Origin of the sequence: Haloferax mediterranei ATCC 33500, from assembly GCF_000306765.2 — an archaeon.
In the GTDB taxonomy this organism is placed as follows: domain Archaea; phylum Halobacteriota; class Halobacteria; order Halobacteriales; family Haloferacaceae; genus Haloferax; species Haloferax mediterranei.
The window spans coordinates 778947-792915 of sequence record NC_017941.2; the positions used below are offsets into that span (position 1 = coordinate 778947).

The following is a 13969-nucleotide window of genomic DNA, read 5'->3' on the forward strand; positions in this document are numbered from 1 at the left end:
TTCGCAGAACCGAAGGGGGGCTGTTTTTACCAACCGGTGCCGAAAAACCGCTATGACCACGCCAGATGGCCAATTGACGCTCGGCCAGTGTGCCGGGAAAGAGTCTGGTGGCACAGGCGACACGCGGCCTGACGAGGAGGCCGCCATCGTCGCCGGCGACGCCGGCCAGCACGTCTCCGATGTTATCGACACGGACGAGGTGCGCTTTCCCGACCCCGACGGGACGGTCGAAATAGCCGTCACACAGGTTGACTACACCATCGAGGGTGCGGGCCGAGACGAGTATCCCGTGCTCCATATCTTCGGCCGGACCGCGGACAACGAGACCGAACACGTCCGTGTTCTCGGATTCAGACCGTACTTCTACGCCCCCACCGATAGCCTCGACGACGAACTCCTCGACAAGGATGTCATCACCGGGACCGAACCCGGCTACGAGAGTATTCGCGGCGAAGAACTGACGAAGATATTCGGCCGTACGCCCCGCGACGTCGGACAGATACGTGACGAGTTCGACCACTACGAAGCGGACATTCTCTTCCCGAACCGTCTCCTCATCGACAAGGACATAAACGACGGCGTTCGCGTCCCCGCCCGCCGTCTCGACGACGGGACGATTCAGATTCCCCACCAAGAAATCGAGCCAACGTCGGTCGAGGCGGACCTTCGGGTGAACACCTTCGACATCGAGGTCAACGACCGAAACGGCTTCCCCGAAGACGGCGAGGAGCCGATTATCTGTCTCACCAGTCACGACTCCTATCGGGACGAGTACATCGTCTGGCACGCGGTCGCGCCTGATGGCGAAGGCAAACGACCTGACTCGCTTCCGGGCTACGACTACCTCCGCGACGGCTCTGCGGTCGAAGTTCGAACGTTCGACGAGGAGGACGCGATGCTCGACGCGTTCGTTTCCTACCTTGAGAAGACCGACCCGGATATTTTCACGGGCTGGAACTGTCTCCCCGAAGACACTCGCGTGCTTCTCGCAGACGGTACGGAGAGGAAAATCTGCGACGTGGAGGTCGGGGATACAGTCGTCGGGTCCGATAACCAACAGACGACGGTCGCAGAGGTCACGAACACGTGGGAGAGCAAAAAGGAGGTGAAAGAGTTCGAACTCGCCGATGGGACGACACTCCAAACCTCCGACGAGCACCGCATCATGGTCGGGGACGACGAGGCCGTCGACTGGAAAGAAGGTAGGGACGTTCAGGTCGGCGATTACGTTCTCAAACCGCGGAAACTCCGCGTCGACGACATCCGGGTCCCAACGCTCGCTGACCTCGTGCCGGACCACTGTCAGCGCTTTACCGACCAAGACTCCGTCAAAGCGTTCAAAAAGCACCTCCCGTACGGTGCTGTGAGTGAGCTTTCGGACGAGTTCGGTGTGGCGAAAGGGACACACTATCATCCACATACTGACACGTGGACTCCGGAGCGGTGCGAGCAGGCGGCTGAACGGTACGACATTCCGATGCCCGACGGGGGACGGAGCTACCGCCGGACGGGCGTCGACCTCGACCGTGAACTCACCGCGCACGAACTGTACCTTGCCGGGCTTGTTCTCACCGACGGGACCATGTCGGAAGACGACGGGATACGGTTCTACAACACCCGGACAGAACTCCACGACCAGTTCCCGGGTGGAAACTCGCTCACAGCCGACGGGAAGGGCTGTTTCAAGCAGGGCGTTCTCGACTACGCCACGATGCATGCGTTTAACGGGCTCGGTATCCCGTTCGGAGACAAGAACGCCGGAGAGGTCGACCTCTCGACCATATATCGACTTCCCGAGCGATACATTGCTCAGTTCCTCGCGGGTGTTATCGACGGTGATGGCTGCATCTCTTCGAGCGTCACAATCGCCGCTGAGAACAAGTCTATCGGCAAGTGGTACGTGCGGCTCCTCCAGCGGCTGGGTGTGTACGCCCAGCAGCGCGAACATATCGTTCGGATTCCCGACTCGGCTCGTGAGATCGACCGACTGAAGCAATTCGTCCTCCCGCACATGAGCCACCCGGAGAAGGTCGGCCGACTTGCTGCCTTCGAGGGCGGACAAAGTGGGGCCACCGAGAACATCCCGTACGCACTGTTCGACGCGGCAACTGGAACCGACGAGAAACGAATTGGAAACGACAAGTGGCGTCGGGGAATCAATCTCAAGCGATACGAGACGAAAGCTGACGACTGGGAGGAGTACGTTTTCGTCGAGGTCACGGACATCTCTCGTGTCGGCGTCGAGACGACGTACGACCTCGAAACAACGACTCACAACTTCGTCGCGGAAGACTGCCTCGTCCATAACTGCGACGACTTCGATATTCCCTATTTCCTCGACAGACTCGACGTGCTGAACCCGACGAGCGATTACGACCTCGACTACAACCGTATGTCCCGACTCGGCGAAGTCTGGCGCGGCGGCTGGGGCGGCCCGGACATCAAAGGCCGCGTCGTCTTCGACCTCTTGTACGCATACAAGCGGACACAGTTCACGGAACTCGAATCCTACCGACTGGACGCGGTCGGTGAACTCGAACTCGACGTGGGCAAAGAACGCTACTCCGGCGATATTGGCGACTTGTGGGAACAGGACCCGGAACGCTTGCTCGAATACAACCTTCGTGACGTGGAACTGTGTGTCGAAATCGACCGCAAACAGGATATCATCGCGTTCTGGGACGAGGTGCGGACGTTCGTCGGCTGTAAGCTCGAAGACGCGCCGACGCCGGGAGATACCGTTGACATCTACGTCCTCCACAAGGTTCACGGCGAATTTGCCCTGCCTTCAAAAGGGAAACAGGAGTCGGAAGACTACGAGGGTGGGGCCGTTTTCGACCCCATCACGGGCGTCAAAGAGAACGTCACGGTGCTCGACCTGAAGTCGCTGTACCCGATGTGTATGGTGACCATCAACGCGTCGCCGGAGACGAAAGTCGACCCCGAGTCGTACGACGGCGATATGTTCCGTGCGCCCAACGGGACGCACTTCCAGCAGGAACCCGACGGCATGATTCGGGAGATGGTCGACGAACTCCTCACGGAGCGTGAGGAAAAGAAGGCACTTCGAAACGAACACGACCCGGGTTCGTCCGAATACGGGCAGTTCGACCGCCAACAGCAAGCTGTCAAGGTTATCATGAATTCTCTCTACGGCGTGCTGGGCTGGGACCGCTTCCGCCTCTACGACAAGGAGATGGGTGCGGCGGTGACGGCGACCGGTCGAGAGGTCATCGAGTTCACGGAGCAAGCGGCCAACGAAATCGGATACGAGGTCGCATATGGGGATACTGACAGTGTCATGCTCGAACTCGGTCCTGACGTGTCCACGGAGGAAGCAATCGAGCAGTCCTTCGAGATTGAAGAGCACATCAACGCCGCCTACGACGACTTCGCACAGGAAGCGCTTGACGCAGGCGAACACCGCTTCCAAATCGAGTTCGAGAAGCTCTACCGACGATTCTTCCAAGCGGGGAAAAAGAAGCGCTACGCTGGACACATCGTCTGGAAAGAGGGCAAAGATGTCGACGACATCGACATCACCGGGTTCGAGTACAAACGCTCCGACATCGCCCAGATTACGAAGGAGGTCCAGAAGAACGTCATCGACATGATTGTCCACGGGCAGGACACCGAAGACATCAAAGAGTACCTCCACGACATCATCACCGACTTCCAATCCGGTAATCTGCCGTTAGAGGAAGCTGGTATCCCCGGCGGCATCGGGAAACGACTGACCGCGTACGAGACGCCGACTGCGCACGTGCGCGGCGCACAGTACGCCAACGCGTTCCTCGGGACGAACTTCGGCCGCGGGTCGAAACCGAAGCGCGTCTATCTCAAGAAAGTCCATCCGTCGTGGTTCAGGAAGCTGGAAGACGGGGACTTCGACCCGCAGATGGACGACCTCTACCGCGACTTCAAGCGCGACCCCGACGTGATTTGTTTCGAGTACGCAGACCAGATTCCCGACGAGTTCGAAGTCGACTGGGACACGATGCTCGATAAGACGCTGCAAGGCCCGATTTCCCGCGTCATCGAGGCGCTCGGGATGTCGTGGGACGAGGTGAAAAGCGGCCAAGAACAGACCGGTCTCGGGAGCTTCATGTGAACGACCGGTGCGTTCGGCCCGAATGAAACTATATTCGGTTACGTACTGCTTCAGCGAGTAACGGTGTTTGGCTGACCAAAACCCGGGCACATGTCACGAATCGACCGCAGTTCTTTGCGCTTTTGAAAACAAATTTTTCTTCTACAAAAGGCACCGGGGGTAAATGCGCAAGCATTATGGGCGATACTCCCCACCCTTCGAGTACGAGGCAACGAACCAACGATGGCAACTCTCGAGATTAAGAACCTCCACGCGCGTGTCGCGGAGGACGATGGTGAGCAGATTCTGCGAGGTGTCGACCTGGAAGTCAAATCCGGCGAGATCCACGCACTGATGGGTCCGAACGGGTCCGGCAAGTCTACGACTTCTAAAATTATCGCCGGCCACCCCGCCTACGAAGTAACCGAAGGCGAAATCCTTCTCCACCTGGAGGACGACGACTTCGGCGACCTCGACATCCCGGACGACGTTCGCACGTGGAACCTCCTCGAACTGGAACCGAACGAGCGCGCCGCGCTCGGTATCTTCCTCGGCTTCCAGTACCCTGCGGAAATCGAGGGCGTCACGATGACGAACTTCCTCCGAACCGCGCTCAATGCGAAGATTGACGAGCGCGAAGAACTCCTCTTCGGCGAAGACGAGGAAGCGGAAGAAGAGGAAGCCGGCTACGACACCTCCCCGATGGAGGGCAACGTCGACGACGGCGAAGTCGGTGTCGCCGAGTTCCAGAAGCTCCTCAAGGAGAAGATGGAACTCCTCGACATGGACGAGAAGTTCATGCAACGCTACCTCAACGCCGGGTTCTCCGGCGGCGAGAAGAAACAAAACGAGGTGCTCCAAGCTGCTATCCTCGAACCGTCCATCGCCGTGCTCGACGAGATCGACTCCGGTCTCGACATCGACCGCCTGCAGGACGTTTCGAAGGGTATCAACGCGCTCCGCGACGAGCAGGGCACGGGTATCCTCCAGATCACTCACTACCAGCGTATCCTCGAATACGTCGAGCCAGACCACGTTCACATCATGCTCGACGGCAAAGTCGTCAAGAGCGGCGACGCGTCTCTCGCGTCCGACCTTGAGGACAAGGGCTACGACTGGGTCCGTGAGGAAGTCTACGAAGCAGCGTAATCCCACACATCATGAGTTCCGACCAAGACCACCTAAAAGAGACAGACACGGAAGCTCGCTTCGAGTTCAAGAAGGAGCAGAAGGCCGCGTTCGCGGCCGAGAAGGGTCTCAACGAAGAGACCATCCGCGTCATCTCGGAAGACAAAGACGAACCCGAATGGATGCTGGAGCGTCGCCTGCGCGCGCTCAAGCAGTTCCAGAAGATGCCGATGCCGACCGACTGGCCCGGCCAGCCGGATCTCTCCGAGGTCGACGTGGACGAAATCGTCCCGTACATCCGCCCCGACGTCGAAGTCCGCGGCGGTGTCGACGACTGGCGTGACCTGCCGGACGACATCAAGGACACCTTCGACAAACTGGGTATTCCGGAAGCCGAGAAGAACGCCCTCTCGGGCGTCGGCGCCCAGTACGAGTCCGAAGTCGTCTACCAGAACATGCAAGAACGCTGGGAGGAGAAGGGCGTCGTCTTCATGAACATGGACCAAGCGGTCCAGGAGCACGAAGACATCGTCAAGGAGTACTTCATGACGAAGTGCGTTCCCCCGAGCGACAACAAGTTCGCCGCGCTTCACGGCGCAATCTGGTCCGGCGGCTCGTTCGTCTACGTCCCCGAGGACACGACGGTCGACATGCCGGTTCAGGCGTACTTCCGCATGAACTCCGAGGGGATGGGCCAGTTCGAACACACGCTCATCGTCGCGGAGAAGGGCTCCGAAGTCCACTACATCGAGGGCTGTTCCGCACCCAAGTACTCCGCGTTCAACCTCCACTCCGGCGGCGTCGAAGTGTTCGTCGGCGAGGATGCTCACGTGCAGTACTCGACCGTCCAGAACTGGTCGAAGAACACCTACAACCTCAACACCAAGCGCGCCATCGTCGAGAAGAACGGCCGCATGGAGTGGATTTCGGGCTCGATGGGCTCGAAGGCCACCATGCTCTACCCCGCGTCCATCCTGAAGGGCCGCGGCGCCTCTGACAACCACATCACCATCGCCTTCGCGGGCGAGGGTCAGAACATCGACACCGGCGCGAAGGTCTACCACAACGCCCCCGAGACGAAATCGACCATCGAGTCGAAGTCCATCTCGAAGGACGGCGGCCGCACGAACTACCGCGGTCTCGTCCACATCGCCAACGGCGCGAAGAACTCCTCGACTTCGGTCGAGTGTGACGCGCTGATGTTCGACAACGAGTCCACCTCGGACACGATGCCGTACATGGAAATCAACGAGTCCACGGTGGACGTTGCCCACGAGGCAACCGTCGGTAAGATCGGTGACGAGGACGTGTTCTACCTCCAGTCACGCGGTCTCGACGACGACGACGCGAAGCAGATGATTGTCTCCGGGTTCATCGAACCCATCACGGAGGAACTGCCCATCGAGTACGCAGTCGAACTCAACCGACTCGTCGAACTCGAGATGGAGGGTAGCCTCGGATAACCAATGAGTGCGCAACTTCCCGCAAACCTGTCCGTAGAGACAGTACGAGAGATTTCGGACGCACGGGACGAGCCCGAGTGGCTCCTCGAGGCCCGACTCGAGGCCCTCGAAGCACTCGACGAGCTCGAACTGCCGGACGTCATTCAGACGCCGGGTCGCCGCTGGACGAACCTCGAAGCGCTCGACTTCGAGTCGCTCGTCGACCCGCTGAACCAGTCCGACGAGACGAGTCGCGAGGCTCCCGAAGATGCCGTCGTCCTCTCCTTTACGGAGGCACTCGACGAATACGGTGACCTCATCGAGGAACACTTCGGCTCCGTCGTCGACCTCGAAACGAACTACCTCACCGCACTGTCTGCGGCGCTGTTCACGACGGGGACGTTCGTCTACGTCCCCGAGAGCGTCGACGCCGAGGACGTGAAGATTCGCGCCGAGATGAACTCTCGGTCGCTCTTCAGTCACACGCTCGTCGTCACCGAGAAGTCCTCGTCTGTCACCATTCTCGAAGCCATCGAGTCGGGTAACGACATCGACGACGCACGGTACTTCTCGAACCTCGTCGAAGTCGTTGCGGGCGAGAACTCGTACGTTCAGTACGGGTCGCTCCAGAACCTCGACGAAGAGACCTACACGTACTCGCTCAAGCGCGGCGACACCGACACCTACTCGACCATCAACTGGATTGAGGGTAACCTCGGCTCGAAGCTCACCCGCAGCGACGTCGAGACCGAACTCAACGGCGAGGCTTCGGAGACGAAAATCGTCGGCGCGTTCTTCGGTCACGACGACCAGCACCTCGACGTCAACGCCCGCGTGTGGCACAACGCCGAGAACACGACTGCGGACCTCGTGACCCGTGGCGTCCTCGACGACGAGGCGCGCTCGGTCTACGAGGGCGTCCAGGACGTCGGCCGCGACGCCTGGAGTACGAACTCCTACCAGCGTGAGAACACGTTGATGCTTTCGGACGAGTCCGAGGCGGACGCGTCCCCGAAGCTCATCATCAACAACCACGACACCGAAGCGTCGCACGCTGCGACGGTCGGTCAGGTGGACAAAGAGGACCTCTTCTACATGGTCTCTCGGTCCGTCCCCGAACAGCAGGCACGAAACATGCTCGTCGAGGGCTTTTTCGTTCCCGTCCTCGAAGAGATTGAAGTCGACGAGTTCCGCGACGACCTCGAAGAACTCATCGCCGCCCGCCTGCACTAACCGCGTCTTCGGCGTTTTATTTTTCCTGCGTTGACGACCCGCGAGGGAACCGCTTAAGTAAGTTACTCCCGGACAGTTGTGTATGTACGTCGTGGTATCGTGTCTTCGAGCATTGTGGAGGACGAATTCATGAGCGTCGGGTATCAGGTCACTTCTGACCATCAACTGGCTCGACTCCTCCAGATTGGAATCGTCCTCGAAGAGGTCGTGGAGGCGCGCGCCTACCACCACCACGAGGAACTCGACGAAGACACACTCGACGAGGAGATTCGAGACCTCCTCTCGCACGCTGCTGAGGAGTCTGCCGACCATCGGGCACGTCTCGAAGCCATCATCGACCAGTTAGATGTCGATAGCGTGCCATTCGAGGAAATCGAGGCGCTCGTCGAAGCCCAGTACGGGCAGACGAAACCCGAGGACTTCGACGGTATCCTTTACGATCAACTCTACAACGAGGAGACCGCTTACAAGTTCTACGACGACGTTATCGGGGCTATCGAGGCGAGCGATGCACAGTTCACCATCGACCGCGAGGAGCTTATCGCGACACTCTCCAAGATTCGCGAAGAGGAAGCCGATGGCGTCGAAGAAGTGACCCGATTCATGGAAGAACGCGAGTGACACGATGAACACGGCAGACCAATACGTCAAAGCGATTTACCTGCTGCAGCAGATGGAAAACGGCCCGGCAGCCACCGGTGCACTCGCGGACATGATGGAGGTCAGTCCGGCGAGCGCGAACGAGATGATTGGAAAGCTGGAGTCTCGCGGCCTCGCCGAGCACGAGAAGTACAAGGGTGTCACGCTCACCGACGACGGCATCGTCCGCGCCCGCGACGCCCTTCAGACCTACTGCATCATCGAGCGCTTCCTCTCGAACGTCCTCGACGTCGAGGAGTTCCGCGCGGAGGCACGCGAACTCGAACCCGTCATCGACGACATGATCGCCGACCGGCTCGACACCATCATCGACCGGAACTCGGAGTGTCCCGACTGTTTCGACCCCGAGACGGACGCGTGCAAGTACCTCGATGTCTGTGAGTCGGAAGCGGAAACTGAGACGGAAGCGGCGGACTAACCGCCACCCATCGTCCGACTCGAACCGAAGCGTTTTCATTCACCTGCGGATAACCGACGAGTGCGAAGTCCCGTGGTGGTGAGCAATCTCGGAGAGATTGCGAGTTACACGGGGCAAGTGAACGACGTGAACGCAGTCCCGTGGTGTAGTGGCCAATCATAGCGGCCTTTGGATTGGTACGGTTCGATGCGTACCGAGAAGACAGCCGCTGACGGCGGTTCGAATCCGCCCGGGACTATTCTGCGAGGAACAACGTGACGAGCGAATAGTCCGACGTGGATTCGAAGCAGGGAACGACGCGAAGCGGAGTGACTGAGGTTCGAATCCGCCCGGGACTACTCAAAATCCTCACATAGTCCACAAGACTGAGAGGGGCGTTTGTCCGTCGATTTCTGCCCCCTGTCCCCCGGAAATATCTACCTGATGTTTGTGTCTCATGGTCCCGGATGCAACTGTCTCGACTGTCGGGAGGACACAACCAGTATAGGTTGACACCCCAAGAACCACGTCAAAGAGCTCGATGCTCGCGTGGAGGTCATGTACGAGCTGATGACTCGTGCGTTCGAACTCATCGAAAACGACCACGTAAAGTTCGCGACCAACGCCAACGGCGACCTCACCGTCGAGCACGTCCCAACCGCAGCCAGACAATCACGCTCGACGGAGCGGTGGCACTGTCAGTGGGTTCAGCCGGTCTTCCGGGTACCACCGGATGGCAAATTGGTGGTGCATTTATGTTACTGAGAGGTCATGACAAACCAGGACAATGGGAACAGGGCTCACACGAAGGATGTTGCTGGTCGTCGTTGGGGCGACAATCGGCCTTGTAGGGTGTAATGAACAAGAGAGACCGGGTCAACTGACGGAAACGCAGGCTCAGACACTGGCTACGACCGAGCGGACGCTCGTCATGCCCACACAGACCACTACGACCGTCTCATCGACGTCCACGGCGACTGAGGCGGCAACGCCGACAACTACGGAGGACAGCGACAAGGATGACTCATCGCCACCGTCGAACAGTGGTAGTGAGGGTGGTGGAGGGAGCGATACCACGACTACGGCATCAGTCACGACCACAACTACGACTCCGACGTCGACAGCAACGCTGACAGAGACACCGACGAATACGTCACAAGTCCTTGACGTCGCGGCGGATGAGACGGAGACAGCAACTGACGTGGCGTGGTTCGTCGAGATCGAATGGCACGATGGCGGGAGTCTCGTCATCGAACCGAACGCAGGACTTGGACTTACTGACGGATCTACGTATGACTGACATCGAAATTCGGAACGAAAACGGACAGCTCGTCGGCTACGACAAAGAAACGGGAGAGGAGGTACCGATCAGTTTCAAAGAGACCGAAACTGACGTGCAACATGTAGATCAGGCAACTGTCAACGGCTCGCTAAGCGTAGTCCCTGATGAACTGAATAATTGGGACGGAGGAAAGCGCCCTTTAGTCACCTCCAAAAATACGAGAGTATACGTAGATCCAGAGGACGGAGACGACGATGCAGCAGGAACTGAATCAGATCCAATCGAAACAATCCAAGAGGCGTTTTTCCGTCAGCCATACATCATCAACCATCTATACGAGATTATCCTCAAGCCAGGCGTTTATACTTCGCGCCGGGCTGACCAACCGCCTACGATATCCTCAGCTAAGCCCGCAAATCCTGCATTGATACTTCGGGGCGAAACTGGTGACAGGTCTGATGTAATCGTTGAGTCTGAGCTTTCACTCGCGTACCTCCATGGAGAGCAGGACGTAGCTACTGTCAAGGACCTAACAACAGACCATACAATTATTCAGAAGTTTGGGAACATCAAGATACGAAACGTACATTTCCGAGGAGCGGGCGAGCCTCTCACAACCCCAAACGGCCCTGTTGGTTTCAACGCTCACGGCCCCACAGAGACTACCATCACGGAGTGTACTTTCTCAGATAATTACGCGGAAGGGGCGCGGGTTACTGAGGAATCGATGTTAAAGTTGAATTCTTTGTCGGGCCATCCAACACACTACGGTGTTGTCGCCCGCAGTAACGCAGAAATTGTGCTACGCGGGGACCTTCACCAATTCTGGGGAAAGAAGGGACAGTGGTCGGCAGATATGGGTGCCAGAGTCCGACGAGGGAACGGTAAAACCGTACACAATAATCCAGTCCTATATGACGACTTTGGCGACGGCAGTTTGGTAGAAGTGCCGGCTGATAACCGCCTCAAGTCGTCTGGGCATTACTTACATCGGCCAGACTGGGTCACTAATAGGGACGACGTTGTCGTATCGGGGGGTGAACTTATACTGCCAGATGGGTCATCCGTATTGCAAGGGCCTCGTGTGACACGGGGTAGATACATTTACGATTTTAATTTCGAGTCGATTCCATCAGGCAATATGCTTTTCCGCCCCGTCTACTACAGTAGCGGTGAGCAGGTCGCGATTGCCATCAATAGTAATGTTATCGAAAATTGGGTAGTACAGGGGGGTAACATCAACACGACGATATCTAGCAGTTGGAGTGCGGATACGGACAGCCATCGTATCGAGTTGAGGCGCGATGATGATGGCCACGAGCTGATCTTTGATGGTGAGACGATTGGTGTAGACTCAAAAACACACCACCCACCAGCTGACAAGCGTTCTGGGCTTCTCTATCAACTTGAGAATCGCAGTGGGTCACAGATTAACATTGAGCAGGTATGGATTATCCAAGACAATTAATGAGCAAATCGCGCCCTTCCTTTGACATACATGCTTGAGACTATTCTTGTCGACGCCGGTTTCAACTCACCCGTCTGAGACGCACTCGTTCGCCCCAGCATCGGCTCGCGCCCGCACTGACGCTGTCCCCTTCCTTATCTTCACACAGCGCCTTCGGCGGCCTTCACGCATGACAGATAACAGCTTTAGCAAGCGGCAGACGAGATCTCCGAGGAGAACCTCGGGGTACTACTCATCGCTTGTTTAGTAGCCATCGACTTACTGACTGATGTTTCTTTGCCGTATCTTGGGACAGAGGACCGCTTCGAGGAGAGTCAGCGATGGTTCTGACGCACACCCATGGTTGCTTCGTTCATCTCGTCGCGAGCGTCAACAACACGGATGAATTGGAGGATAACCTCGCGGTTGCGCTCGTCAATGTCGGGATCTTTGTTCTTCTGGGGTTGAGTACGGAACTTTCGTCGTACCTCTGAACGTCATTGGTGTCGACTATGCAGCGGACAAGAAGAATACAAACGACCAAACCACGCACAGACAAATCAATCGTATCGATGGCGTCTACCCCTCTGTCGCACTGCTCACCCCGCTGTCGACGCCGATTCTGGCCATCATGATTGGCGCTGTGTCACTGACGCTTGCACCGGAGCGGTTTCGTCAAATCCGCGGGCGGACCCTGCTCACGATTCTCGTCGTGCAGACGGGGATGCCCCTGTTCGCGTTTGCTATCGCTCGGATGCTTGCTCTCTCTCCGGCGCTGACGGCGGGATTCGTCGTCCTCGGTGCGGTGACTCCCGAACTCGTCACGCCGACGATGACCGAACTCAGCGGGGGTGATACCGCCCTCGCAACGGTCGTTCTCGTTCTGGTCGGCCTCGGGACGCTCGTCCTCGTCCCCGGAGTTGTGACCCTATTCCTGAGCGCGTCAATCGCGGTCGACCCGGTGCTAATCGTCGAACAGTTGTTGCTCGCGGTGGTTATTCCGATGACTCTCGCGGTCGGGGCCCGGTACCGGTGGCCCGACCGCATTGGAAAGTACGACGAGATTTATCTGTCCGTGTCGGGACTCATGGTGATTCTCATCATCGGCATCGTCGCAGCGGCCAACGCCTCGCTCGTTCGCGATGGCGGTGCCGTGCTCCTTCTCGTCGCGGTCGGCGCAGTCGTTCTCAACAGCACTGGATACGCCGCAGGGTGGCTCATCAGCCGAAACTTCGCCCGGGGAGAGCGCATCGCGGCGACGCTTTCGATTGGGATGCGTGACTTCGCCGTCGCGGCCGCCCTACTCGTCGGCGCGGGCTTCCCGACGGCAGCGACGCTCCCTGCGGTCGTCTTCGGAATCGTAGAGATGGTGACGAGCGCGGGTCTCGCAAAGTGGTTCAGCCGGTCAGCGTGAGCGCGATTGCGGCTTCTCCGCTTCGACACTTCGCGGGCACAACTCCTCGCCGAGCGATTTTTACTCCCTCACAATGACAACTATGCAACGTGTCTCTGCTGCACCCCGTGTCGGCTGCCCAGCATTTCGCGTACACCATCCACTACGCGCTCGTCCGGGCAAACTACAACCGACAACTTCTCGCCACAAAGAAGCACGTCGGGCGGGCGACCTTCAAAAGCTACGAACTGTACAATCGACACGGAAACGACGTATTGCTCGAAGCGCTCCTCATCGGACTTGACGAAGGCGATGTCGTCGTCGACGTGGGTGCCAATACGGGGACGTACACACTCGCTGCTGCGGCAACCGAGCCAACGGCCGAGGTGGTCGCCATCGAACCGAACGCCGATGTCGTCTCGCAGTTACGGGCGAACATCGAGGTCAACGATTTCGGCGACCGCGTCGACCTCCTCGATTGCGGACTCGGCGGGACCGACGGCACCCGCGAGTTCCATCTGTCGAGTTACGACGAACTCGGGTCGTTCTCGCCGGACCACGCGAGTGCGTGGGAAGCCCGGGTCGTCGATACGGAGACTGTCTCAGTACGGCGTCTCGACTCGCTGGTCGAAGACGGAACGGTGTCGCCACCGGACCACCTCAAAATCGATGTCGAAGGCTTCGGCCTGAACGTGCTTCGTGGGTCGAAGACCGTCCTCCGCGAACACCGCCCGACGGTGTACTTCGAACTACACGACGCCCGCGGAAGCCACGACGAGGCGGTGGCGAAGTCGCTGCTCCGCGACGTCGGATACAACCTCGTTCCGGTTCGTGAAGGGTGGGTGTGCGAACCGCCGTCGAAGACGGAGACGGTGCAGTCGGTGTGACGTGCTTCGT

General features: G+C 58.5%; 10 protein-coding genes and 1 tRNA gene. All 11 read left to right on the plus strand.

The features are described from left to right. The first annotated feature begins 52 nt into the window (after positions 1–52). The gene (locus HFX_RS04005) at positions 53–4111 is read left to right on the plus strand and encodes a DNA polymerase domain-containing protein (RefSeq protein ID WP_004057403.1); all 4059 of its coding nucleotides are present in this window, start codon (positions 53–55) and stop codon (positions 4109–4111) included. Positions 4112–4333: 222 nt separating this feature from the next. Beyond that, on the plus strand, positions 4334–5239 hold the full coding sequence (sufC, locus tag HFX_RS04010) for a Fe-S cluster assembly ATPase SufC (protein WP_004057402.1): 906 nt from the start codon (positions 4334–4336) through the stop codon (positions 5237–5239). A gap of 11 nt (positions 5240–5250) precedes the next feature. Beyond that, positions 5251–6681: a Fe-S cluster assembly protein SufB gene (gene sufB, locus HFX_RS04015; RefSeq protein WP_004057401.1), complete on the plus strand. Its 1431-nt coding sequence runs from the start codon at positions 5251–5253 to the stop codon at positions 6679–6681. 3 nt (positions 6682–6684) lie between these two features. Beyond that, complete coding sequence (sufD, locus tag HFX_RS04020; RefSeq protein WP_004057400.1) at positions 6685–7893, plus strand: Fe-S cluster assembly protein SufD; 1209 nt, start codon at positions 6685–6687, stop codon at positions 7891–7893. Positions 7894–8022: 129 nt separating this feature from the next. Further along, positions 8023–8514 (plus strand): hypothetical protein, encoded by a 492-nt coding sequence (locus HFX_RS04025; RefSeq protein WP_004057399.1) that lies wholly within the window; start codon positions 8023–8025, stop codon positions 8512–8514. A gap of 4 nt (positions 8515–8518) precedes the next feature. Further along, positions 8519–8971 (plus strand): metal-dependent transcriptional regulator, encoded by a 453-nt coding sequence (locus tag HFX_RS04030; RefSeq protein WP_004057398.1) that lies wholly within the window; start codon positions 8519–8521, stop codon positions 8969–8971. Between the two features lie 134 nt (positions 8972–9105). Continuing rightward, positions 9106–9209: transfer RNA gene (locus HFX_RS04035), tRNA-Gln, on the plus strand. Positions 9210–9881: 672 nt separating this feature from the next. After that, positions 9882–10250 (plus strand): hypothetical protein, encoded by a 369-nt coding sequence (locus tag HFX_RS04045; RefSeq protein WP_231512916.1) that lies wholly within the window; start codon positions 9882–9884, stop codon positions 10248–10250. Continuing rightward, positions 10243–11700, plus strand: a complete 1458-nt coding sequence (locus HFX_RS04050) for a hypothetical protein (RefSeq protein WP_004057394.1) — start codon at positions 10243–10245, stop codon at positions 11698–11700. The genes HFX_RS04045 and HFX_RS04050 overlap by 8 nt, the downstream gene beginning before the upstream one ends. A gap of 610 nt (positions 11701–12310) precedes the next feature. Continuing rightward, positions 12311–13093, plus strand: coding sequence for a bile acid:sodium symporter family protein (locus HFX_RS04055; RefSeq protein ID WP_004057392.1), 783 nt, complete (start codon positions 12311–12313; stop codon positions 13091–13093). 107 nt (positions 13094–13200) lie between these two features. Continuing rightward, positions 13201–13959: an FkbM family methyltransferase gene (locus tag HFX_RS04060; protein ID WP_004057391.1), complete on the plus strand. Its 759-nt coding sequence runs from the start codon at positions 13201–13203 to the stop codon at positions 13957–13959. Positions 13960–13969 lie beyond the last annotated feature (10 nt).

Excerpts from the sequence above, each read along its gene's own strand:
- HFX_RS04030 (WP_004057398.1), top strand. The coding sequence starts at position 8,519 with ATGAACACGGCAGACCAATACGTCAAAGCGATTTACCTGCTGCAGCAG.
- sufC (WP_004057402.1), top strand. The coding sequence starts at position 4,334 with ATGGCAACTCTCGAGATTAAGAACCTCCACGCGCGTGTCGCGGAGGAC.
- HFX_RS04005 (WP_004057403.1), top strand. The coding sequence starts at position 53 with ATGACCACGCCAGATGGCCAATTGACGCTCGGCCAGTGTGCCGGGAAA.
- HFX_RS04025 (WP_004057399.1), top strand. The coding sequence starts at position 8,023 with ATGAGCGTCGGGTATCAGGTCACTTCTGACCATCAACTGGCTCGACTC.
- sufB (WP_004057401.1), top strand. The coding sequence starts at position 5,251 with ATGAGTTCCGACCAAGACCACCTAAAAGAGACAGACACGGAAGCTCGC.
- HFX_RS04055 (WP_004057392.1), top strand. The coding sequence starts at position 12,311 with ATGATTGGCGCTGTGTCACTGACGCTTGCACCGGAGCGGTTTCGTCAA.
- HFX_RS04050 (WP_004057394.1), top strand. The coding sequence starts at position 10,243 with ATGACTGACATCGAAATTCGGAACGAAAACGGACAGCTCGTCGGCTAC.
- HFX_RS04045 (WP_231512916.1), top strand. The coding sequence starts at position 9,882 with ATGCCCACACAGACCACTACGACCGTCTCATCGACGTCCACGGCGACT.
- sufD (WP_004057400.1), top strand. The coding sequence starts at position 6,685 with ATGAGTGCGCAACTTCCCGCAAACCTGTCCGTAGAGACAGTACGAGAG.